At 70.7% G+C, this 20,992-nt stretch carries 20 protein-coding genes; 11 read left to right on the top strand and 9 right to left on the bottom strand.

The window, feature by feature from the left end; all coding sequences use genetic code 11:
- Positions 1 to 9 precede the first annotated feature (9 nt).
- The 4 genes from paaE to AC0HS0_RS01315 all read left to right on the top strand — a co-directional run bounded on the left by paaE (position 10) and on the right by AC0HS0_RS01315 (position 4,261).
- Entirely contained in the window at positions 10 to 1,098 is a 1,089-nt protein-coding gene (gene paaE / locus AC0HS0_RS01330) for a 1,2-phenylacetyl-CoA epoxidase subunit PaaE (RefSeq protein ID WP_472961112.1), read from the top strand.
- An 8-nt stretch (positions 1,099 to 1,106) separates the two neighbouring features.
- Complete coding sequence (locus AC0HS0_RS01325; RefSeq protein ID WP_472961111.1) at positions 1,107 to 1,877, top strand: enoyl-CoA hydratase/isomerase family protein; 771 nt, start codon at positions 1,107 to 1,109, stop codon at positions 1,875 to 1,877.
- 82 nt (positions 1,878 to 1,959) lie between these two features.
- Positions 1,960 to 2,814 carry a phosphatase PAP2 family protein gene (locus AC0HS0_RS01320; RefSeq protein ID WP_472961109.1) on the top strand — a complete coding sequence of 285 codons (855 nt, stop codon included), beginning with the start codon at positions 1,960 to 1,962 and terminating at the stop codon, positions 2,812 to 2,814.
- A 64-nt stretch (positions 2,815 to 2,878) separates the two neighbouring features.
- Entirely contained in the window at positions 2,879 to 4,261 is a 1,383-nt protein-coding gene (locus tag AC0HS0_RS01315) for an LLM class flavin-dependent oxidoreductase (RefSeq protein WP_472961108.1), read from the top strand.
- A gap of 261 nt (positions 4,262 to 4,522) precedes the next feature.
- Here AC0HS0_RS01315 and AC0HS0_RS01310 read toward each other — a convergent pair whose 3' ends face one another.
- Positions 4,523 to 5,911, bottom strand: a complete 1,389-nt coding sequence (locus tag AC0HS0_RS01310; protein WP_472961107.1) for a maltokinase N-terminal cap-like domain-containing protein — start codon at positions 5,909 to 5,911, stop codon at positions 4,523 to 4,525.
- 18 nt (positions 5,912 to 5,929) lie between these two features.
- On the bottom strand, positions 5,930 to 6,937 hold the full coding sequence (locus AC0HS0_RS01305; RefSeq protein ID WP_472961106.1) for a M23 family metallopeptidase: 1,008 nt from the start codon (positions 6,935 to 6,937) through the stop codon (positions 5,930 to 5,932).
- A gap of 64 nt (positions 6,938 to 7,001) precedes the next feature.
- Here AC0HS0_RS01305 and AC0HS0_RS01300 point away from each other — a divergent pair, with 64 nt between their 5' ends.
- Complete coding sequence (locus tag AC0HS0_RS01300) at positions 7,002 to 7,457, top strand: hypothetical protein (RefSeq protein WP_472961105.1); 456 nt, start codon at positions 7,002 to 7,004, stop codon at positions 7,455 to 7,457.
- A gap of 207 nt (positions 7,458 to 7,664) precedes the next feature.
- Positions 7,665 to 8,396, top strand: a complete 732-nt coding sequence (gene lepB, locus AC0HS0_RS01295) for a signal peptidase I (RefSeq protein ID WP_472961104.1) — start codon at positions 7,665 to 7,667, stop codon at positions 8,394 to 8,396.
- A 29-nt stretch (positions 8,397 to 8,425) separates the two neighbouring features.
- Here lepB and AC0HS0_RS01290 read toward each other — a convergent pair whose 3' ends face one another.
- Complete coding sequence (locus AC0HS0_RS01290; RefSeq protein ID WP_472961103.1) at positions 8,426 to 9,286, bottom strand: siderophore-interacting protein; 861 nt, start codon at positions 9,284 to 9,286, stop codon at positions 8,426 to 8,428.
- Positions 9,287 to 9,491: 205 nt separating this feature from the next.
- Here AC0HS0_RS01290 and AC0HS0_RS01285 point away from each other — a divergent pair, with 205 nt between their 5' ends.
- The 3 genes from AC0HS0_RS01285 (at position 9,492) to AC0HS0_RS01275 (ending at position 11,897) form a co-directional block, all read left to right on the top strand.
- On the top strand, positions 9,492 to 9,956 hold the full coding sequence (locus AC0HS0_RS01285) for a hypothetical protein (RefSeq protein ID WP_472961102.1): 465 nt from the start codon (positions 9,492 to 9,494) through the stop codon (positions 9,954 to 9,956).
- A 31-nt stretch (positions 9,957 to 9,987) separates the two neighbouring features.
- The gene (locus AC0HS0_RS01280) at positions 9,988 to 10,317 is read left to right on the top strand and encodes a YciI family protein (RefSeq protein ID WP_472961101.1); all 330 of its coding nucleotides are present in this window, start codon (positions 9,988 to 9,990) and stop codon (positions 10,315 to 10,317) included.
- 62 nt (positions 10,318 to 10,379) lie between these two features.
- Positions 10,380 to 11,897: a carboxylesterase/lipase family protein gene (locus tag AC0HS0_RS01275; protein WP_472961100.1), complete on the top strand. Its 1,518-nt coding sequence runs from the start codon at positions 10,380 to 10,382 to the stop codon at positions 11,895 to 11,897.
- A gap of 24 nt (positions 11,898 to 11,921) precedes the next feature.
- On the opposite strand, the gene AC0HS0_RS01270 is transcribed toward AC0HS0_RS01275, so the two are convergent.
- The 4 genes from AC0HS0_RS01270 to AC0HS0_RS01255 form a co-directional block, all read right to left on the bottom strand.
- Positions 11,922 to 13,694 (bottom strand): glycoside hydrolase family 35 protein, encoded by a 1,773-nt coding sequence (locus AC0HS0_RS01270; protein ID WP_472961099.1) that lies wholly within the window; start codon positions 13,692 to 13,694, stop codon positions 11,922 to 11,924.
- Positions 13,695 to 13,761: 67 nt separating this feature from the next.
- Positions 13,762 to 15,111 carry an ABC transporter substrate-binding protein gene (locus AC0HS0_RS01265; RefSeq protein WP_472961098.1) on the bottom strand — a complete coding sequence of 450 codons (1,350 nt, stop codon included), beginning with the start codon at positions 15,109 to 15,111 and terminating at the stop codon, positions 13,762 to 13,764.
- Positions 15,112 to 15,165: 54 nt separating this feature from the next.
- Positions 15,166 to 16,104 carry a carbohydrate ABC transporter permease gene (locus tag AC0HS0_RS01260; protein WP_472961097.1) on the bottom strand — a complete coding sequence of 313 codons (939 nt, stop codon included), beginning with the start codon at positions 16,102 to 16,104 and terminating at the stop codon, positions 15,166 to 15,168.
- Positions 16,104 to 17,033, bottom strand: a complete 930-nt coding sequence (locus tag AC0HS0_RS01255; RefSeq protein ID WP_472961096.1) for a carbohydrate ABC transporter permease — start codon at positions 17,031 to 17,033, stop codon at positions 16,104 to 16,106. The genes AC0HS0_RS01260 and AC0HS0_RS01255 overlap by 1 nt, the downstream gene beginning before the upstream one ends.
- A gap of 149 nt (positions 17,034 to 17,182) precedes the next feature.
- Here AC0HS0_RS01255 and AC0HS0_RS01250 point away from each other — a divergent pair, with 149 nt between their 5' ends.
- Entirely contained in the window at positions 17,183 to 18,232 is a 1,050-nt protein-coding gene (locus AC0HS0_RS01250) for a LacI family DNA-binding transcriptional regulator (protein WP_472961095.1), read from the top strand.
- 28 nt (positions 18,233 to 18,260) lie between these two features.
- Here AC0HS0_RS01250 and AC0HS0_RS01245 read toward each other — a convergent pair whose 3' ends face one another.
- Together AC0HS0_RS01245 and AC0HS0_RS01240 are read right to left on the bottom strand one after the other, a co-directional pair.
- The gene (locus tag AC0HS0_RS01245) at positions 18,261 to 18,638 is read right to left on the bottom strand and encodes a VOC family protein (protein WP_472961094.1); all 378 of its coding nucleotides are present in this window, start codon (positions 18,636 to 18,638) and stop codon (positions 18,261 to 18,263) included.
- Positions 18,639 to 18,730: 92 nt separating this feature from the next.
- Entirely contained in the window at positions 18,731 to 19,087 is a 357-nt protein-coding gene (locus AC0HS0_RS01240) for a YciI family protein (protein ID WP_472961093.1), read from the bottom strand.
- Positions 19,088 to 19,296: 209 nt separating this feature from the next.
- Between AC0HS0_RS01240 and AC0HS0_RS01235 the strand changes: the two genes are divergently transcribed.
- The gene (locus AC0HS0_RS01235) at positions 19,297 to 20,949 is read left to right on the top strand and encodes a thiamine pyrophosphate-binding protein (protein ID WP_472961092.1); all 1,653 of its coding nucleotides are present in this window, start codon (positions 19,297 to 19,299) and stop codon (positions 20,947 to 20,949) included.
- The last annotated feature ends 43 nt before the right edge of the window (positions 20,950 to 20,992 follow it).

Below are 20,992 nucleotides of genomic sequence, written 5' to 3'. Positions count from 1 at the left end.
GTCCCGCTGATGGCGCGTGCGCGATTCCACACGCTCGCGGTCGCCGAGGTGCGCCCGCTCACCGCGGCGAGCGTCGAGGTGACCTTCGCGGTGCCCGAGAGCCTCCACGGCGAGTACGACTACCTGCCGGGCCAGCACGTGGCCCTGCGCGCGACCGTCGACGGCCGGGAGCTGCGGCGCAGCTACTCGATCTGCCGGCCGCCGTCGCGCGGCCGGATCAGCGTGGCGATCAAGCGCGACCTCGGCGGGGCGTTCTCGACCTGGGCCACGAGCGAGCTGCGGGCCGGCGACCGCATCGACGTGATGAGCCCGCAGGGCACGTTCACGATCGACCTCGGCGACCTGGACGGGAAGCACGTCGCCGCAATCGCGGCCGGCTCGGGCATCACCCCGCTGATGGCGCTCGCCTCCAGCGTGCTCGCGGCCTCCCCGACCAGCTCGTTCACGCTCGTCTACACGAACCGCACGGCGATCGACGTGATGTTCCTCGAGGAGCTCGCCGATCTCAAGGACCGCTACCCGTCGCGCCTCGCGCTTCACCACGTGCTGTCGCGCGAGCAGCGCACCGCTCCGCTCCTGTCCGGCAGGATCGACGACGAGCGACTCCGCACCATCCTGGAGGCGCTGCTGCCGCCGAGCACGGTCGACGAGTGGTTCCTGTGCGGGCCGTTCGAGCTCGTGCAGCTCTGCCGCGACGTGCTGGAGACGTACGAGGTGCCGCGCTCGCGCATCCACTTCGAGCTCTTCACGACGGGCGAGCCGGGCGAGGTGCGCGGCGACGTGGGGCACCCGGTGGTCGTGCACGACGGCGAGAAGACGGCCGAGATCGAGTTCACCCTCGACGGTCAGACCTCCACGGTGACCACGCCGGTCGACGCCAACGAGTCCGTGCTCAACGCCGCGCTGCGGGTGCGGCCGGACGTGCCGTTCGCCTGCACAGGCGGCGTCTGCGGCACCTGCCGGGCGCGGCTGCTCGTCGGCGACGTGCGGATGACCGAGAACTACGCGCTCGAGCCGGAGGAGCTGGAAGCCGGCTACGTGCTCACCTGCCAGTCGCATCCGCTGACCGAGCGCGTCGCCGTCGACTACGACGTCTAGGGGGAACCGTGATCGACCTGAGCATCCACGACGGCATCGCCCGCGTCACACTGAACGCGCCGGAGCGGCTCAACGCGCTCGGTCCCGACGACCTCCGGGCGCTCGACGCCGCCTACGCGGAGGCCGAGGCCGCCGGCGTCCGCGCTCTCATCCTGCGCGGGGAGGGCCGATCCTTCTGCGCAGGGCGCGACATCGCGGGCGTCGACCCGGCCACCGACGACGTGTCCGGCTACCTCGACGGCCTGGTGACGCCGCTGCTGCGGCGGATGAGCGCGTTCCCCGCCCCGACCTTCGCGGCAACGCAGGGAGCCGCCCTCGGCGTCGGCCTCGGCCTCCTCGTCGCCACCGACGTGGTGTTCGTCGCCGAGAACGCCAAGGTCGGCTCGCCGTTCGCCGCGCTCGGCGCCGCCCTCGACTCGGGAGGCCACTGGCTCCTGGTCTCGCGCCTCGGCCCGCACCGGGCCCTCGAGCTCATCTACTCGGGGCGGCTGATCTCGGGCACGGAAGCCGTGGCCGGCGGCCTGTTCAGCCGGGCGCTGCCCGCCGACGAGCTCGACGCGGCAGTCGAGGAGGCCGCGGCGAGCGCCTCCCGTGGCGCGACCCAGGCGTTCCTGGCGAGCAAGCGCATCGTCGCGGGCCTGCGCGACGGCAGCCTCGACTTCTGGTCGTCGGTCATCGCCGAGAGCGAGGCCCAGGCCGTCCTCCGCGACACCGCCGACTACCGCGAGGGCTTCGCCGCCTTCCAGCAGAAGCGTCCGCCGGTCTTCCGCGGCGAGTGAGGGGTCACCTTCTTCGCCAGCCTTCTTTGACGTACATCTGACATACTCAGATGAAACATCAAACGTAAGGCACGCAACCCCTATGCTTTCATCCCGTCGCGCCCGTGACAGCACACGGATCGCACGCACCGACGCGCATGCCACCCGACTGGCGGTCATCCCCGTTCCACGCCACTGGATCGTGCTCGCCGTCAATGCCGGCTTGATCGTCGTGTTCCTCGGTTTCACGGTCACGCTCGTTCCGGCACTCTCGGCGGCCGAACTCGACCTCGTCATCCTGGCCGGGTCGTCGCGATCCGACGTGCTCGACGGCATCGCTTCGGCGATCGCCGTTGGGTTCGCTCCGACAGCGAACCTCCTGATCATCGGGGCGACCTTCCTCGGCCTTCTGGTCAAGCGCTCGCCGGTCAACGCGTTCGGCGTCTGTTTCGTCGTCAGCGTCGGCTGGCTCAGCACTCAGGCGGTGAAGATGCTGGTCGCCAGGCCTCGTCCACCCGCCGACATACTGAACGACGCGACGCTTGCGAGGGTCGGCGAAAGCAGCTTTCCGAGCGGTCACACCGCCTTCGCCACGGCGCTCGCGATCGGCTGGATCCTCCTGGCGACCGAACGACGGAGAATCGTCGCCGTGCTCGCGAGCCTGCTCGTCGCGGCCGTGGCGGCGAGCAGGGTGTACGGAGGCGCGCACTACCCCAGCGACGTCATCGGCGGTGCGCTCACAGCTCTGACGGCAGCCCTGGTGGCGGCCGGGATCTGGAACGCCTACGGCCTCCGGGCCCTCCGCTCCGTCCCGTTCATCGACCGAATCGGCCCACTCGAACCTCCCGGTCATGACCGGCCTGAGCAGCATCGCGCGTCCTTCGTCGCCGCTCCACCGCGACGCAGGCGAACACGGCAGCCCGAGGCCCCGGCGGCTCGGCGACGCCAGAACGCGTGAGCACGCGTTACGCGATGTGACAGCGGGCGTGCGGGCGTCCGCGAACGCATGCATCCTGGAGCCCATGACCCGGCAGATCCGTTTCAACGCGTTCGACATGAACTGCGTCGCCCACCAGTCGTCCGGAATGTGGCGGCACCCCGAAGACCAGGCTTGGCGCTACAAGGACCTCACCTACTGGACGGAGCTCGCGAAGCTGCTCGAGCGCGGCACCTTCGACGGCATCTTCATCGCCGACGTCCTCGGCACCTACGACGTCTACGGCGGCAGCAACGAGGCCGCCATCCGCCACGGCGCGCAGGTCCCCGTGAACGACCCGCTCCTCCTGGTCTCGGCGATGGCGCTCGTGACCGAGAACCTCGGCTTCGGCGTCACCGCGGGCACCGCCTACGAGCACCCGTACCCGTTCGCGCGCCGCATGTCGACGCTCGACCACCTGACGAACGGCCGGGTCGGCTGGAACGTCGTCACTGGCTACCTGCCCTCGGCCGCGCGCAACATGGGTCACGACGACCAGCTGCAGCACGACGACCGCTACGACCACGCCGACGAGTACCTGGAGGTGCTCTACAAGCTGTGGGAGGGCTCCTGGGAGGACGACGCCGTCATCCGCGACCGGGAGTCGGGCGTGTTCACCGACCCGTCGAAGGTGCACGAGATCGGCCACAAGGGCAAGCACTTCACCGTACCGGGCATCCACCTCTCCGAGCCGAGCCCGCAGCGCACCCCGGTGATCTACCAGGCGGGCGCCTCCAAACGCGGCATCGGCTTCGCGGCAGAGAACGCCGAGGCGATCTTCGTGGCGGCCTCCACCAAAGAGGGCCTGAAGGAGACCGTGGCGAAACTCCGCGACGCGCTGGAGGCCGTGGGCCGCGACCGCTACTCCGCTCGCATCTACACCCTCCTCACGATCATCACCGACGAGACCGACGAGAAGGCGCAGGCCAAGTTCGAGGACTTCCTGCAGTACACGGACGACGAGGGCGCTCTGGTCTTCATGTCGGGCTGGATGGGCGTGGACCTGTCGCAGTACGACCTGGACGAGCCGATCGGCAACGTCAAGAGCAACGCCATCCAGTCGGCGGTCGCCAACTTCCAGCGGCCGAACGCCGAGGGCGGCGAGTGGACGGTGCGCGACATCGGCCGCAACGGCGTGATCGGCGGCCTCGGCCCGTTCATCGTCGGCGGCGCCGTCAGCATCGCCGACCAGCTGCAACAGTGGGTCGACGAGACCGATGTGGATGGCTTCAACCTCGCCTACGCGATCACACCGGGCACGTTCGAGGACATCGTCGAGTTCGTCATCCCCGAGCTGCGCAAGCGCGGGGCGTACCCGGAGGCCTACGTCGAGGGCACGCTGCGCAACAAGCTGCACGGAGCCGGCGACCGCCTGCCGGAGAACCACCGCGGCGCGCGATACCGCATCGGGGCGACTGCGGAGGCGTAGCCGAGCGAAGACCAGCGCACAGGACGCCGGGCTCCCCGCCTCCAGCAGGTCGGGGTAGACCCGGCGTTCTGTCTGCCCACGGCCTCCCGTACGCCGCACAATTCGCCCAGGACGGGCATGGGCTTCGAAGATGTCCGTTCCACGCGGCGCCCGGCGTGCGGGTAACACGCCGGACGTCGCGGCTCGGCTACGCACGTTCGCACGCGGCCGCCACGACGCGCTCGCCCAGGGTTCCGCACGCGCGAGGAGGCCGCCCTCCGGCTATCGCGACGAAGCCCCTGCCTCGCGCGGTGTGATCCCGTGGGCGTCGTCGAGCAGCCGTTCGACGGCCGTGCGCGGGATCGGGATCCAGCTCGGCCGGTGGCGCGCCTCGTAGGTGATCTCGTAGACCGCTTTGTCGAGCTCGAACGCCGTCAGCAGGTCCGCGAACTCGTGCAGCACTTCGCCTGCGACGGAGGCGTAGCCGTCGAGGTACGCCTCCCGCGCGTCTGCGGCCCACGCCCGGGCATCGACGGGAGGCTCGCGCCGGGCGAGCGAACCGGAGACGTAGTCGAACGAGCGCAGCATGCCCGCGACGTCGCGCATCGTCGCGTCGGGCAGCGCACGCTCGGCGAGGGGGCGCAACGGCTCGCCCTCGAAGTCGATGAACTGCCAGCCGCGGTCGGGCGAGAAGAGCACCTGGCCGAGGTGGAGGTCGCCGTGGATGCGCTGCAGCACGGGAAGTGGTGCGGCCGCAGCCGCCTCGTACACCGCGGCGATGCCCGCACGCAGCTCGTCGACCTCCGGCACCTCGGTGGTCGTGATGGTGAGCCTCCTGAACATGCCGTCGAGAGCGGCCCTGACGTCTTCGGCCTCCGCCGCCCGCGTCGGGAGGACGCCGGCCATCAGCCGATGCAGCTCGGCGGTACCCGCGCCGAGCGCGAAGGCGCGCTCGGTGAAGTCCTCTCCGCGTTCCGCGGCGCTGACCGCGAGCTCCCAGCCGTCCTCGGCGCCGGGGACGAAGTCCTGCATGAGCGCCAACTCACCCGTGGCCATGCCGTCGTCGGGGCCAGGGCCCGGCCATGAGCCGGACAGCCAGCCGAGGAGTGCGGGAGTGCGTTCCGATCCGCCGGCGGTCAGGGCCGCGAGAGTCGAGATGTCCGGGTTCTCGCCGTCCTGCACGACCCGGAAGACCTTCACCAGTGTCAGCACGCCGTCGTCGATCTCGGCGACGATCGAGGTGTTCGACTGCTCGGCCGAGAGCCGGCGTGACGAGTGCACCGGGATGCGGGCGCCCAGCGAGTGACCGGTCGACCTGGCGTGCTCGCCGTCGGCGCGTCCAGCCCCCGTCATCAGGGCGGCGAGCGCGGCGACGTATGCCTCCTCGACGGGCCCGTCGTACAGATACCGGCCTCCGGCCTCGCCCACGAACCCCGCAGGATCGCCGTCGCGCCGCACCCGGGCGACGAGCGGCACCTGGTACACCCGCGGGGTGCGCGGGGCGTCGTCGCAGAAGAAATAGGTGATGATGCGCGAACCGTCGTCGGCCGTCTCCGGGGCTCGGTCGAGCTCGAACGAGCCCAGCAGGCGCAGCCGCGGTTCGACGGCCTTGGTCGAGTACCAGCGTTGGCGGCGCATCCACGAGCCCACCAGCTCCGTCAGTTCCGTCATGCCTGAACCGTACGCCCGTCAGCGCGTTCCGACGATGACTCCGCGTGCGGCGAGGAACGGATAGGGATCTATTTGCACGCCGTTCACCCGGACTTCGAGGTGGAGGTGGCAGCCGGTGGAGGCTCCGGTGGAGCCGACCTGCGCGATCGGCTGCCCGGCGACCACCTGCTCGCCGACGGTCACGCCGATCCCCCCGTCGCGGATGTGCCCGTAGGCCGTCTCGACGCCGCCTCCGTGGTCGATGAGCACGAAGTTGCCGTACCCGCCGTTGGGCCCGGCCTGAACCACGACTCCGGCGGACGCGGCCACGATCGTGGTGCCGCACGCCGCGCCGATGTCGTCGCCGGGGTGGAAGGGCGCCGTGCCGGCCGGCCGGGAGGGCCGCGGCCCGAACGGGTCGGTCATCGGGCCGTGGACGGGCAGTGTCCAGCCGGTCGCGATGGCGCCTGGGTCGACGATGAGCGCCTGCCAGCCGGTGCCGGCCGTGAGCAGGGTGGGCAGCTGATCCAGGGCCGCCGACGCGGTGTCCACCTGGAGCTGGGCGTCGGAGACCGCCTGTTGACTGGCGTCGACGTCGATGCCGGCGAGCGCGTCGGCGGCGTGCTGCGCCTGGCTGTTCAACGACTTCGCTGCGGCCGCGTCCGCCGCCGCGGCACGGAGGGCCGCCACGCGATCGTCGCTCAGCGAGCGGAGGCGCTGGACGGCGCCGAGCTTGGTGAGGAGGTCGCCGTGCGTTCCGAGCACCGCGGCGAGCGGGTCGTCGGTGATGCCCTTCCAGCCGGCGGCACGGATGAGGGCCGTCGCGAAAGCCGCGGACGCCGCCGCGTGCTTCTTCACGGCCTTTGCTTGGGCGGCGAGGGCGTCCGCCGAGGCCTTGGCCTGCTGCTGCTCGCGCTGAGCGGCGACGTTTGCGTCGGTCGCGTCGGCCAGCGCTTGTTGCGCTTCGGCGAGCTGGCTGGCCAGCTGCGCGGCCTGCTCCGCGTCCACGGTGTCGATCTGCTCGCTGGTGTCGGGGAGGTCGGGCACCAGCAACGGGACGTCGTCGGTGGGCGCGGGAGATTGCGTGGTCGGCGGGGGCGTCGGAGTCGGAGTGGGAGTCGGCGTCGGCGTCGGCGTCGGCGTCGGGCAGGATGTCGGTGCCGGGATCGGCGTCGACGTGGGTGCGGGGCTCGGGGTCGGCGCGGAGGTCGGGCACGGTGTCGGAGTCGGAGTGGGGGTCGGCGTGGGCGTCGGCGTGGGGGTCGGCGTGGGCGGAGGAGTCGGCGTCGGGCTCGGCGCGGGTGTCGGCGAGGGTGATTCGGTCGGCCCGGGCGTCGGTGTCGGGTCGGGTGTCGGCGTCGAGCTGGTGCACCCGCCTCCTGAGCAGTCGTCGGCCGTCGCGGGCAGTGGGGTGAGCACGAGACCGACCGCCAGCGCGACTGCGGCCGCATACGCCAAGCCCCGGCGGAGCGGCCCCTGGCCGTCATGCCCGGGTGCCGAGCGCCGGCCACCGAGAGTGCCGGGTACGAGCAATGGCCCATTGCGGAGGAAGGCCTCCGGGCGCTGACCACGACCTCCATCGCCGCGGCGCGGACGTTCGCGTCGTGTCTGCATTCTGAAGCGTGCCAACGCGTCCCGCATGATCACGCGAGCCCCCGGTTCGGGCGCCGGTGAGGCCCGTTCTTGCATCCTGTCATCCGCACGGCCCGCGGACAATCCCTCGTGCGGGGGATCGGATGCGTCTCACAGCATCGGCACGCTAGCGTGAACGTTTGTGACCGACAGCACCGAGACCGTCCGACCGCGCCGCTCGACGCGCACGACCGGGTGGAAGGCTCTCCTGCGGGACGTCGTGATCATCTTCGTCGTCGCCGTCCTGGTCTCGTTCCTGATCAAGACGTTCGTTGCGCGGTCGTTCTACATCCCCTCCGGGTCGATGGAGAACACGCTGCAGATCAACGACCGCATCATCGTCAACGAGCTGCAGCCGAAGGTCTTCGGGCTGCAACGCGGCGACGTCGTCGTCTTCAAAGACCCGGGAGGCTGGCTGCCGCCGGCCGCCCCGAGCACGGGCAACCCGATCCAGAAGGGCATCGGCGCCGTGCTCGACTTCGTCGGCCTCGGAGCCTCCGACAGCGATCAGCACCTGGTCAAGCGCTTGATCGGGCTGCCGGGCGACCACGTGACCTGCTGCAACGCCCTCGGCCAGATGAGCGTCAACGGCGTCCCCCTCAAGGAGCCGTACGTGCTGCTCCCGGCCGGGCAGCAGGCCGTCTCGGGCAAGCCGTTCGACGTCACGGTTCCCGCGGGCAAGGTCTGGGTGATGGGTGACAACCGCTACAACTCGGCCGATTCGCGTTATCACATGGACGACCCGACCAAGGGATTCGTCCCTCTCAGCGATGTCGTCGGCCGCGCGTTCGTGATCAGCTGGCCGGTGAGCCATTGGTCGTGGCTCGACAACTATCCGCAGACGTTCGCGGGCACCGAGCGCAAGGAGCACTGACCGCGCACGGAGCGCTTGCCGGCTGCACGTCAGACCCGCTCCGCGCGCCCCAGCCTCCAGTAGCCCATGAAGGCGACCCGGCCGCGGTCGATGCCGTGCCCGCGCACGAGCAGGCGGCGCAGTGTCTTCACGACCCCGGACTCCCCCGCGATCCACGCGTAGAACCCTCCGGCGGCCTGCTCCGGACGCTCCCAGAGGATGTCGCGGTCGACGTCGACCTCGTCCAGCTGCTGGACTCGGTCGGCCGCGGCCGCGGCGACCAGCTCCGGACGCTCGGCGAGCCAGGCGGCGACGGCCGGCAGCAGCCGGCAGCCGTGCTCGCCGCCGTCGCGCGCGATCCAGGTGACCTCCACGTTCGGGCCGACCGCGAACGGGAGGGCGTCCTCCTCGGCCGGGACCTCGATGAACGCGTGTGCACGACGGGTCGGCGGCAGGGTCTCGAGGATGGAGGTGATGGCCGGTGCGGCCGTCTCGTCGCCGACGAGCAGGAGGTCGCTCGCCGTGCCCGGCCTCCAGTCGATGCCCACCCCGGAGTACGCGCTGAGGGCATCGGGGCCGATGACCACGAGCTCGTCGCCGATGGCCGCACCGCTCAGCCAGCCGGCGGCGGGGCCGCCGTCGCCGTGGACGACGAAGTCGATGTCGACCCGGCATTCCTCCTGCGAGACGTCACGGACCGTGTAGGTGCGGAACGGGTTGCGCCGATCCTCGGGGAGAGCGCGCCACTGGTCGTACCAGTCGCCCGCGTCGAGGGGGCTGAAGGTGCCGTCCTCCAACGGGAAGACCAGCTTGATGCGCTGGTCGAGCCGCTCGGTGCCGAACGTCTCGAACTCGTCGCAGGTGAGGCTCACACGCAGGAAGCCCGGGCTCAGCCTGCGGATGGCCGACACCGCCGCTCGATACGGCCGATATGCCGGACGGTCCGTGAGAGGCGGTGCGAGCACGGTCACGTCGAACCTTTCGGGCGGGGGCGGGTGAGTAAGGTAAGGCTACACTAACCGTCTTCGCGCGACCTGGGCAGCGACCGCAGCGTGCCGGGCGCCCGCCTCGCGTCGATGCTGGACCCCCGGCGACCCACGCAGTATCGTCGGCCGCGTGACGACCGTGCCGATCCACCCCCTCCTGGGCAGGGACGCACGCCTCATCCTCCTCATCACCGGAGTCCTCGCCGGCGCCGGCGTCGGCTTCCTGCACATCATCGACTACGAGCTGGGCAACGACACCAAGCGCGAGCTGCTCAGCCCCCAGCTCTTCCTGTACGGGCCGGCCGCCGCCGGTGTCGGGTTCGTCGCCGCTGCCGCCCTCTACGCCTGGTTCACCCGGGCGCGGCCCGGCGCCGTGCACTGGTGGCGCCACGTCTTCGGAACGCTGAGCGCCTTCGTCGTCGCATACTGCGGCTACAGCCTGCTCTGGATCACCACTCCCCCCACCTACCTCGGCCGCCTGAGCGAGCCGCTCGGAGCCGTCATCATCGCGGCGACGGTGGAGACCGTGCTCGTCCGACTCATCCACACCACTCGTAATGTCGAGAGCGTGCGACTCCGTTCGACGTCCCAGTGAACCGACACCGATTCGAAAGGACTACAGACTCATGAAGTACATGATGTTCGTGATCACCGACTCCCAGCCCGACGCCCAGACGGACGAGTCCGACGTCGACCTCTGGGTCGACGAGCTCGACGCGTCGGGCAAGCGCATCATCGGCGAAGTGCTGCAGCCGCAGACGGAGTCGCGCGTCGTGCGTGTGCGCGATGGCAAGCGCTACGTCACCGACGGGCCGTTCACCGAGACCACGGAAGTCATCTGCGGCTTCGACATCCTCGACGTCGACGGCCTCGACGAGGCGATCGAGATCGCCTCCCGCCACCCGATGGCGCGCAACGGCCAGCTCGAACTGCGGCCCTTCATGGTGTGGGAGTGATGCGGTAGCGTGCCCCCTCCTGGGCGCTGGACCCGGAGGCGGCGGTGGCCGAAGATGACGTCATGACAACGATCGCCGGCGCCGTCGCCTCCACCACGTCCGGGGAGGTCGTCGGTGACGACGACGGTCGGGTGACCGTCTGGAAGGGCATCCGCTACGGCGAGGCGCCGACCGGGGCGCTGCGCTGGGCGGCGCCCGTCGCCGCGCACGGCCGGGACGGGGTCGCCCGCGCGACGTCGTTCGGCCCAGCGGCGCCGCAGCCGGCCAACAAGGTCATGCCGCTCGGCGAGGGCGTCCGCACCGACGAGGACTGTCTCTTCCTCAACGTGTGGCGCCGCTCCGACGCGGCGGAGGCGCGGCCGGTGATGGTCTGGCTGCACGGAGGCGCCTACACGTTCGGCGCCGCGAGCCAGGCGGTCTACGACGGAACCTCGCTCGTCACCGACGGCGACGTCGTCCTGGTCACCATCAACTACCGGCTGGGCGCCCTGGGTTTCCTGGACCTCCGTTCACTGCCCGGCGGCGAGGAGGCGGAGCCCAACCCGGCTCTCCGCGACGTGCTGCTCGCCCTGCGCTGGGTGCAAGACAACGTGCGCGCCTTCGGGGGCGACCCCGACCGGGTGACGCTCTTCGGCGAGTCCGCGGGAGGCGGGCTCGTCACCGCACTGCTGGCGACGCCGAGCGCGGCGGGGCTCTTCCACCGCGCGATCGCCGAGAGCTCGCCCGCGAGCTCCATGTACGGCGGCACGCGCGCCGCGACGGTCGCCACCCGGTTCGCGGACGAGGTCGGGGCCTCCACCTTCGACGAGCTGCGGGCCCTCCCCGTGGAGGCCATCGTCGCGGCAGCGGCACGGGTGTACGACGCCGTGCCACGCGAGCATCCGGGAACCCTCGCGTTCGCCCCGGTGGTCGACGGCGATCTCCTGCCGGAGCACCCGATCACCGTGCTGAGCGAGGGCCGCGGCCTGCCCGTGCCCCTCATCATCGGCACCAACCGCGACGAAGGGACGCTGTTCCGTTACATGAACTCGCCGCTGATGCCGATCGGGGCCGACGCGATCGAGCAGATGTTCGCGACCATGCGCGAAGAGCAGCCGGAACTGCCCTCCCCGGATCGGCAACAGGTGCTGGCGGCGTACGCGAAGGTGAAGCGCAAGGCTCTCGGGGTCGGGATCGCCCGCGACATCGGCTTCCGGATGCCGACCGTCTGGCTGGCGGCCGGCCACTCCTCCGTCGCCCCCACCTACCTGTACCGCTTCGACCACTCGACACCGCTGATGACCCTCGCGGGGATCGGCGCGGCGCACGGCGCCGAGCTGGCGTACGTGTGGGGCACGCTCGATGCGGGATCCGGCCCCGCGTTCCGCCTCGGCGGCCGCCGGACGGCCGAGCGGATCTCGGAACGGATGCAGCGCCGCTGGACCGACTTCGCGAACGGGAGGCCTCCCGGCGGCGACTGGCCGGTCTACGACACCCGCTCGCGCGCCTCCCTCGTCATCGACACGAAGGACCGCGTCGGCGAGAACCTGGACGCGGACCTCCGCACCGGCTGGGGCGACACGGTCCTGTCCTTCCGCTGACCGTGTCGACCGTCGAAGGGCGGCTCAGAAGTCGGTGTGGCCCAGGCGCGGCTCGGAGACGAACGCGGCGACGGCGTCCGCAGCCGACTCGAGCTCGAGGACGACCAGCTCATTGCGGCCTGCGCGCGTGACCGGCGCCGGCACGTGGAGGGTCTCCTGCGGACCGCGGGTCCAGTAGCGACCGAGGTTGAAGCCGTTGATCCAGGCGACGCCCTTGCCCCAGCCGGTGGTGTCGAGGAACAGCGTCGCCTGATCGTCGAGGTCGAACGTCGCGCGCGCGAAGACCGGCCCCGCCAGGCGCTCCGGCTCCTGCTCGACCGCTGGGCCGGAGGCGTCCAGCTCGGCGCGCACGGCCTCCAGGTCGGACAGCCGCAGCGGGAGGACGCTCCAGCGGCGCACGCCGTCGCCGTTGAGCCGCACCGGGCCGATCAGCCCCTTGGGCTCACCGATCCGGGGGCCGTAGTCGACACGTCCCTGGTCCTCCACCAGCACCGTGAGGGTGCCTCGGCTCGGCGACAGCGTGATCGCGCTGTCGTGGTGGTCGCGGGCGAGCACGCCGACCCGTGTGGAGCCGACGAAGACGTACGCTCGGTCGCGGACCTCGCCGAACTCCAGCACGGCGGGCTCCGTCGTGTCGATCTCGGTGCGGTACAGCCCGAGGCCGGCGTAGTGGCCGAGCTCGTCGAAGGTCGGGAGGTCGTCGGTGTGCTGCCACTCCCCGAGCTTCGGGGCGACGGAGAACAGCGGGATCGCGTCGGTGAACGGCACGGAGAACGCCGGAGCGGCGGCCGCCACGACCGGCTCCTCGGCGGGCACCGGCGCGTGCTTGGCGATGACCTCGCGGAACGCCCAGTACTTCTCGGTCGGCTCCCCCGCCTCGTCGAGCGGGGCGTCGTAGTCGTAGCTGGTGACGATCGGCTGGTACACGCCCTTGTCGTTGGCGCCGTTGGTGAAGCCGAAGTTGGTGCCGCCGTGGAACATGTAGATGTTGACCGACGCCCCCAGCGACAGCAGCTCGTCGAGGTCGGCGGCCGACTGCTCCACGGAGGTCGTGTGGTGGTGGGCGCCCCAGTGGTCGAACCAGCCGTCCCAGAACTCGGAGCACATCAGGGGTCCGGTCGGCTGGTGCTCGCGCAGGGTCGCGAGACGCTCCCGCGAGCGCGAGCCGAAGGAGGCCGTCTTGAGCAGCCCCGGCAGCGAGCCGTTCTCGAGCATCGCGGGCTCCGGCTGGTCGACCGTGGTGAGCGGGACGGTGATCCCTGCGGCCTGGAAGACCTCCACGAGGTGGCGCAGGTAGTCCTTGTCGTCGCCGTAAGCGCCGTACTCGTTCTCGACCTGCACGAGCAGAACGGGGCCGCCCTCCGTCACCTGCAGCGGGCTGACGATCGCGAGCACCCGCTCCATGAACGCCGTGACCGCCTCCAGGAACACCGGCTCCGACCGGCGGATGCCGACCGAGGGATCGGTGAACAGCCAGGCCGGGAGGCCGCCGTTGTCCCACTCCGCGCAGATGTACGGGCCGGGGCGCACGATCGCGTGCATCCCCTCGGCCTGCACGGTGCGCAGGAAGCGCTCCAGGTCGAGCGCGCCGTCGGCGATCCACTCGCCCGGGCGGGGCTCGTGGGCGTTCCACGGCACGTAGGTCTCGACCGTGTTCAGGCCCATCAGGCGGGCCTTGCGGATGCGGTCGGCCCAGTCGTCCGGGTGCACGCGGAAGTAGTGGATGGCCCCCGACAGGATCCGGTGGGGCCGGCCGTCGAGGAGGAAGTCGTCCCCGGCGATCTCGAAGGTGCTCATGTGCGCTCTCCTCCCTCGGCCGCCCGTCGCGCGGAGGCGGCGGGCGGCCGAGGGTCGGTGGGATGGGTTACTTGCTCGTGACCGTGAAGCCCTGCTGGTTCCCGTAGGTCACCAGCGCCTTCTGCCAGGCCTGGAGGCCCGGGTTCAGGCTGGAGTTCGAGGTGTACGCCTGACCCACGGTGTCGCCGTAAATGCTGTTCGCGTACACCTGGAAGGGCAGGTATTGCCAGCCGGTGGCGACGTTCTTCGCGCCGTCGACGAGCACCTCGTTGATCTTCTGGCCACCGAAGTACTCCGGAGCCTGGGCGAGGAAGTCGGACGAGTTCAGGTCCTTGGTGGTCGACGGGAAGCCGCCGGACTGCAGGAAGACCTTGATCGAGGCCGGGTCGTTGTTGAGCCACTTGAGGAAGCCGGCCGCGAGCGCCTGGTTCTTCGACTGCTTGAGCACGACCTGCGCGCCGCCGCCGTTCTCGGCGTTGACGGGGGTGCCGTCATAGGTCGGGATCGGCGCGACGCGCCACTGCCCCGAGGCGTCCTTCACCGACGACTCGAGCACGCCGGGCATCCAGGCACCGGTGATCAGGGTCGCGATCGAGCCGTTGCCGAGCGCCTTGTACCAGTCGTCGCTCCAGCCGGGGACGGTGGAGAGCAGCTTGCCCTCGACCAGCTTGTCCCAGGTGCCGGTCCACTTCTTGGTGCCCTCGTCCTGGAGGTTGACCGACACCTTGGTGCCGTCGGTCTGGAACGGCCGTCCGCCGGCCTGCCAGATCATCGAGGTGGTGAAGCCGGAGTCGCCGGAGTCGCTCGTGATGTAGGCGTTCGGGTCGGCCGTGTGCAGCTTCTGCGCTGCGGCGACGTACTCGTCCCAGGTCTTCGGCACGGCGATGCCGTATTTGTCGAAGACGGTCTTGTTGTAGAACATCGCCATGGGGCCGCTGTCCTGCGGGAGGCCGACGAGCTTGCCGCCGACGTTCACCGAACCCCAGGGGCCGGGCGTGTAGTCGCTCTTGAGCGAGTCGAAGCCGTACTGCTTGAGGTCGACGAGGGAGTCGGACAGCGCGAACTGCGGGATGGCGTAGTACTCCACCTGCGCGACGTCGGGCGCTCCCGAGCCGGCCTTGATCGCGTTCTGCAGCTTGGTGTACTCGGTCGTGTTGGTGCCGGCGTTGACGAGCTTGACGTGCACCTTCGGGTACGCCTTCTCGAACGCGGCGACCTGGGCCTCGGCCGACGGCGTCCACGACCAGTAGGTGATGGTGCCGCCCTGCTTGAGGGCCGACTCGACGTCGGAGGAGCTGCCGCCGCCGCTGGAGCCGGAGCCCGACGAGCAGGCGGCGAGCGAGGCGCCGATGACGGCGCTGGCGACGATGGCGGTGGCCACGCGTCGCAGGTTCCGTGAACGCAGGATGCGCTTCATGGTTTTCCTTTCACTTCCTTGGGAATGGGAGGGAGGTACTGGTGCTGTTGCTGTTCACTGCTTGACGCTGCCGGCGGCCAGACCCGACTGCCAGTAGCGCTGGAGCACCAGGAACGCGGCCACGATCGGGATGATCGTGATGAGCGAACCGGTGATCACGAGGTTGAAGATCGGCTGGGCGCCGACCCCCGTCGCCTGCGCGCTCCACTGGCTGAGGCCGACCGTGAGGGGGTACCAGGTCGGATCGCTCAGCATGATGAGCGGCAGGAAGTAGTTGTTCCAGGTGGCGACGATCGCGAAGAGCGCGACGGTCACGACGCCGGGGGCGAGGAGGCGGAGCGAGATGGTGAAGAACGTGCGGAACTCGCCGGCGCCGTCCATGCGGGCGGCCTCCAGCAGCTCGGTCGGCACAGCCTCCGTCGCGTAGGTCCAGATGAGATACAGACCGAACGGGCTGATCAGCGACGGCAGGATGATCGCCCACGGCGTGTTGGTGAGCCCCGCCTGGCTGAACATGAGGAACGTCGGGACGGCCAGCGCGGTGCCGGGGACGGCGATCGCGCCGAGCACGACCGCGAACACGGCCCGCTTGCCGGGAAAGTCGTACTTCGCCAGCCCGTAACCGGCCACGGTCGCGAGCAGGGTCGCGCCTCCCGCGCCGACGACGACATAGAGGAGGGTGTTGCCCAGCCACTGCAGGAAGATGCCGCCGCGGTAGGTGAACAGCTCGACGATGTTCTGGAAGAGGTTGAAGTCTTTGCCGAACCACAGCCCGAACGACGAGTAGAGGTCGGGCTGGCTCTTGGTCGCGTTGACGATGAGCCAGATCAGCGGCACGAACGAGTAGATCGTGAAGATGATCATCACGATCGTCAGCACGGGCGACTTGCGGAGGCGGCGGCCGGAGGTCTCCCCCGCCCGCGCCGCTGCACGGTTGGAGCGGGCGGCGGCTCGGGAGGGCGCCTTGCGCGGTCGATCGGTGAGCGCGGTCATCAGCGGACCTCCTTGCGCGAGCCCCGGAGCTGGACGACGTAGGCGATCACCGCGGTGACGACCCCCATCACGATCGCGACCGTGGCCGCGTAGTTGAACTGCTGACCGGCGAACGACAGGTTGTAGGCGTACATGTTGGGCGTGAAGTAGCTGCTGATCGCGTTGGGCGCCAGCTGCTTGAGCAGGTTCGGCTCGTTGAAGAGCTGGAAGCTGCCGATGATCGAGAAGATCGTCGCGATGACGATCGCGCCACGAACGGCGGGGAGCTTGATGCTGAACACGGTGCGGAAGGCTCCGGCCCCGTCGATCTCGGCCGCCTCGTAGAGCTCGCCGGGGATGACGCGCAGCGCCGCGTAGAAGATGAGCATGTTGTAGCCCATGAACTCCCAGGTGACGATGTTGCCGATCGAGCCGAGGATCCACTGGCCGCTGAGCGGCGCGAGCTGCGTACCCAGCAGGTGGTTGACGCTCGCGGTCAGGCCGAACTGGTCTCCGTAGATGAAGCCCCAGATGAGCGCGGCGACCACGCCGGGGACGGCGTACGGGAGGAACAGTGCGATGCGGAAGAACCCGGCGCCGTGCAGCCGCGCGGAGTCGAGCGCGAGCGCCGCGACGAGCGAGAGCGCGAGCATGATCGGCACCTGCACGACGAGGAACAGTGCGACGCGGCCGAACGACTCCCAGAACTTTCCGTCCTGGAGGACCGCGATGTAGTTGTCGAGGCCGACGAACGCGTTGCCTCCGATGAGCTGCTGACGGAAGAGGCTCAGATAGAGCGCGTAGACGACAGGGGCGATGATCATGAGGGCGAACACCACCATGAACGGGGCCACGAAGGCCCAACCGCGCCAGTCGCGGCGCTGGCGCCGGAGCTGCCGCTGCGGCGGCGACGCCGGCGGAGCCGTCGGCGTGAGGGACGTCGTTGTCATGGCCTTCCTCGGGTGTTCGGAGCGTGGTTCGGTGTTGCGGCGATGTTTACGTCAACATCTGGTTCGCTACCATAGCATGTTGACGTCAACATGATGCAAGCCCGTGTCGGCCTCCGTCGGGCCTGCAGTGAGCACCAGAATGAGGAACCATGACCGAGCCGATCGCCGATCCGGCGCCCGCACGCCGCGGCGGCCGCACCCGCGGCCCGTCACTCGGCGACGTCGCCGCGCACGCCGGAGTGTCGACGCAGACCGTCTCGCGGGTCGCCAACGGTCTCACCAACGTGGAGGCCGCGACGCGCGACCGCGTGCTGGCCTCCATGCAGGCGCTGGGCTACCGGCCTAACCGCGCTGCCCGCGCGCTGCGCTCAGGGCTGTTCCGCAATCTCGGCGTCGTCATGTTCACCCTGTCGTCGTACGGCAACATGCGCACGCTCGACGCGATCGCCGTGTCGGCGGCCACCGCCGGCTACTCGATCACCGTCGTGCCCGTCGAGCGGCCCACGCAGCAGGACGTCAGCATCGCCTTCACGCGGCTGCTCGAGCAGGCGGTCGACGGCATCATCATCGTCATCGAAGCGCACATCGTCGACCGCGCCGACGTCGAACTCCCGCCGGGCCTCTCGGTCGTCGTCATCGACTCCACCGAGCGCCCCGACTACCCGCAGGTCGACACCGACCAGGCGGAGGGCGCCCGGCAGGCGACCGAGCATCTGCTGTCGCTCGGCCACCGCACTGTCTGGCACATCTCGGGTCCGGCCGAGTCGTACTCGGCCGCACGGCGCGAGCAGGCCTGGCGCGAGACGCTGGAGGCCGCGCGGGCGGACGTCCCCGAGGTGTTCCGCGGCGACTGGTCGACGAGCGCCGGGTACGGCTTCGGCCGCGAGATCGCCGCGCGCCCGGAGATCACGGCGGTGTTCGCCGCCAACGACCAGATGGCGCTGGGTGTGCTGCGCGCGCTGCACGAGGCGGGCCGGCGGGTGCCGGAGGACGTGAGCGTCGTCGGGTTCGACGACATGGCGGAGGCCGACTCGTTCTGGCCTCCACTGACGACCATCCACCAGGAGTTCGAGGCCACCGGCCGCCGGGCGGTCGAGCTGCTGGTCGCCGAGATCGAGGGCCGGCCGGAGCCTGTGCGGTCGTCCGTCCTCCCGACACGGCTCGTCGTGCGCGCGAGCAGCGGCCCGGCGCCCGCCTGATCCGCGCCGAGGGGACGCTCCGGGCCGCTCAGCCCCGCTCGACGACCTCGAACCGGTTGCCGTCGGGGTCGGTCGCCTGGAACATCGGCGGAACGCCGGGCCAGCGCAGCAACTCCCCGACCGCGACCCCACGCCTGCTCAGCTCCTCGTGGGTGCTCCCCGCGTCGAGACTCTCGAACCGGATGCCCGTCTCGACCCCCGCCGGTGCCTCATCGCTCGCGACCACGAGCGACACCGACACCGCCGACCCGGGAGGCGCCAGCATGATCCAGCGGGCGCCTGTCGGCAGCGGCGCGTCCACGAGCACCGCGAAACCGAGCGCGTCGCGATAGAACGCCAGCGCGACATCCTGGTCGCCGACCGGGATTCCGATCGTGTTCACCCCCACGATCCCTGTCTCCGTCATGCGCATCCTTCCTTTCGTGTCGTTTCCTTGCTCGAGGGGCACGTCGTCGTCACTTTCGGAGGTCGGAAGCGACAACGACGTGCCCCTCGTGATCAGCCCCGGCCGACCAGCGGCCGCACCTCGATGCCCCCGTGCCCCTGGCGCGCCTCGGCGAGGGAGGCCGCGAGCGCGACCACCTCGTCCTGGTCGTCCCCCTCGATCAGGTAGAACCCGCCGACGACCTCCTTCGACTCCGAGAACGGCCCGTCGGTGGACTGCGGCTCCCCATCCGCTCCCGTGCGCACCGCCGCACCGTGGGGCGTCGTCTGCAACTCCCCCGCAGCGCGCACCCGGCCCGCCGCCTTCTCGTTGAATGCCCGGTGCGCCTCGTCGACCGCGGCGCGCTCGTCGTCGCTCAGCGCGTCCCAGCGGCCCTCGTCGCCGTGGATGAGGATCAGGTACTCGGTCATGTCTTCCCCTTCGTCGAATGTCCTGAACACCCTCACGTCGAACAGCGGAGACCGTTTTCGACACCGACCTCCCGGCTATACTGCTGACGTCCGGCCGTTCATCCGGCCCGGTGCTCGAAAAAAGGGCACGAAGCCGCGCTCCGCCGACAGCAGCGCGCGAGACACATACGGATCATCGCACCTCCGTTCCCGTCTCGAAAGGCACCAGCATGCCCTCTGTCTCCGCTCACGTCGCCGCCGCCCTCGCCCAGCACGTCGACCAGGTCTTCGGCGTCATGGGCAACGGCAACGCCCACTTCCTCGACGCGCTCGAGCGCGATGGAGCAGTGCCGTACACCGCGATGCGCCACGAAGCCGGCGCCGTCGTAGCCGCCGACGCCTATCACCGGGCCTCCGGGAGGCTGGCCGCAGCGACGGCGACCTACGGGGCCGGCTTCACGAACACTCTGACTGCGCTCGCGGAGGCACGACAGGCGCACATCCCGCTCGTCCTGGTCGTCGGCGATGAGCCGACCTCCGGCCCACGCCCCTGGGGCGTCGACCAGATCGCTCTCGCCAGCGCGGTCGGCGCGCGCACCTACACGGTCGGCCGCACCGACGCCGCCGCCACGACGGTCATCGCCGTCGAGCACGCGCTCACCTACAGGGTGCCGACCGTTCTCGCCATTCCCTACGACGTGGCCACGCGGGAGGCCGGCCCGGTGCCGGAGGCGCCTTCCCCCGCCGCGCCGGCGCCCCTAGCACCCGCCGGCCCGTTCGCCGCCGGCGCCCTCGCGGACGCCGCTGCCGCGCTCGCGTCGGCCGAGCGCCCGTTCCTCCTCGCCGGCCGCGGCGCCTGGATCTCGGGCGCCGGCGCCGCCCTCGGCGCTCTCGCCGACGCGACCGGCGCGCTCACCGCCGGCACCGCCCTCGGCCGCGGGGTGTTCCCCGACGCCCGGTACGACCTCGGCGTCACCGGCGGATTCGGGGCCGAGGGGGCGATGGAGGCCGTACGCACGTGCGACGTCGCCGTGGTCTTCGGCGCCTCCCTCAACCAGTTCACGATGCGGTTCGGCGACCTGCTGGCTCCGGGGACGCGGGTCATCCAGGTGGACATCGCCCCGGCGGCCACCCACCCGCACGTCGGCGCGTACCTGCGCGGCGACGCCCGCCTCGTCGCAGAGGCGCTGGTGGCGGAGCTGCGCGCGCTCGGTGCGGCGCCGTCCGGCTGGCGCGAGTCCGTCGACATCGCCGGTCTCGTCGCGCGCCCGATCGGCGACGGCCTCGCCGCCGACGGCCGCCTCGACCCGCGCTCGGCCGCCGCGCGGATCGGCGCGCTGCTTCCCGCAGACCGGGTCGTCGTCTCCGACGGCGGCCACTTCATCGGCTGGGCGAACATGTACTGGCCCGTCGCGTCGCCCGACCGCATGATCATGGTCGGCACGGCCTATCAGTCGATCGGCCTCGGCTTCCCCAGCGTGGCCGGTGCCGCGCTGGCGCATCCCGAGTCGACGGTGGTGCTGACGACCGGCGACGGCGGCGGGCTGATGGCGCTGGCCGACCTGGAATCCGCCGTGCGCGTGGCCGGCGGCCGTGGCCTGACGGTGGTCTGGAACGACGCGGCCTACGGCGCCGAAGTGAACCTGTACGGCTTGAAGGGTCTGGCGCAGGGCCCCATGCGCATCCCGGAGGTCGATTTCGCGGGACTCGGAGCCGCCGTCGGCGCGCAGGGCGTGGTCGTTCGCACGCTCGCCGACCTGGATGCGCTCGCGGAGTGGGCGGCTCGACCGGCGGACGAGCGGCCGTTCCTGGTGCTGGACCTGCGGATCTCGGGCTCGGTGATCGCGCCGTACCAGGAGGAGATCATCCGCGTGAATTCGTGACGGGCCGGCCCTGACCGATCCGCTCCTCCGGCCGATAGTGGCG

It is taken from the genome of Leifsonia sp. PARNA 1/14 (assembly GCF_055720965.1).
This window is presented reverse-complemented; position numbering and strand designations above follow the sequence as displayed.

What these genes read in the sequence shown, in the direction of transcription:
- paaE (WP_472961112.1), top strand. Translation starts at nt 10, where the DNA reads ATGGCGCGTGCGCGATTCCACACGCTCGCGGTCGCCGAGGTGCGCCCG.
- AC0HS0_RS01320 (WP_472961109.1), top strand. Translation starts at nt 1,960, where the DNA reads ATGCTTTCATCCCGTCGCGCCCGTGACAGCACACGGATCGCACGCACC.
- AC0HS0_RS01315 (WP_472961108.1), top strand. Translation starts at nt 2,879, where the DNA reads ATGACCCGGCAGATCCGTTTCAACGCGTTCGACATGAACTGCGTCGCC.
- AC0HS0_RS01310 (WP_472961107.1), bottom strand. Translation starts at nt 5,911, where the DNA reads ATGACGGAACTGACGGAGCTGGTGGGCTCGTGGATGCGCCGCCAACGC.
- AC0HS0_RS01280 (WP_472961101.1), top strand. Translation starts at nt 9,988, where the DNA reads ATGAAGTACATGATGTTCGTGATCACCGACTCCCAGCCCGACGCCCAG.
- AC0HS0_RS01275 (WP_472961100.1), top strand. Translation starts at nt 10,380, where the DNA reads ATGACAACGATCGCCGGCGCCGTCGCCTCCACCACGTCCGGGGAGGTC.
- AC0HS0_RS01270 (WP_472961099.1), bottom strand. Translation starts at nt 13,694, where the DNA reads ATGAGCACCTTCGAGATCGCCGGGGACGACTTCCTCCTCGACGGCCGG.
- AC0HS0_RS01265 (WP_472961098.1), bottom strand. Translation starts at nt 15,111, where the DNA reads ATGAAGCGCATCCTGCGTTCACGGAACCTGCGACGCGTGGCCACCGCC.
- AC0HS0_RS01260 (WP_472961097.1), bottom strand. Translation starts at nt 16,104, where the DNA reads ATGACCGCGCTCACCGATCGACCGCGCAAGGCGCCCTCCCGAGCCGCC.
- AC0HS0_RS01255 (WP_472961096.1), bottom strand. Translation starts at nt 17,033, where the DNA reads ATGACAACGACGTCCCTCACGCCGACGGCTCCGCCGGCGTCGCCGCCG.
- AC0HS0_RS01250 (WP_472961095.1), top strand. Translation starts at nt 17,183, where the DNA reads ATGACCGAGCCGATCGCCGATCCGGCGCCCGCACGCCGCGGCGGCCGC.
- AC0HS0_RS01245 (WP_472961094.1), bottom strand. Translation starts at nt 18,638, where the DNA reads ATGACGGAGACAGGGATCGTGGGGGTGAACACGATCGGAATCCCGGTC.
- AC0HS0_RS01240 (WP_472961093.1), bottom strand. Translation starts at nt 19,087, where the DNA reads ATGACCGAGTACCTGATCCTCATCCACGGCGACGAGGGCCGCTGGGAC.
- AC0HS0_RS01235 (WP_472961092.1), top strand. Translation starts at nt 19,297, where the DNA reads ATGCCCTCTGTCTCCGCTCACGTCGCCGCCGCCCTCGCCCAGCACGTC.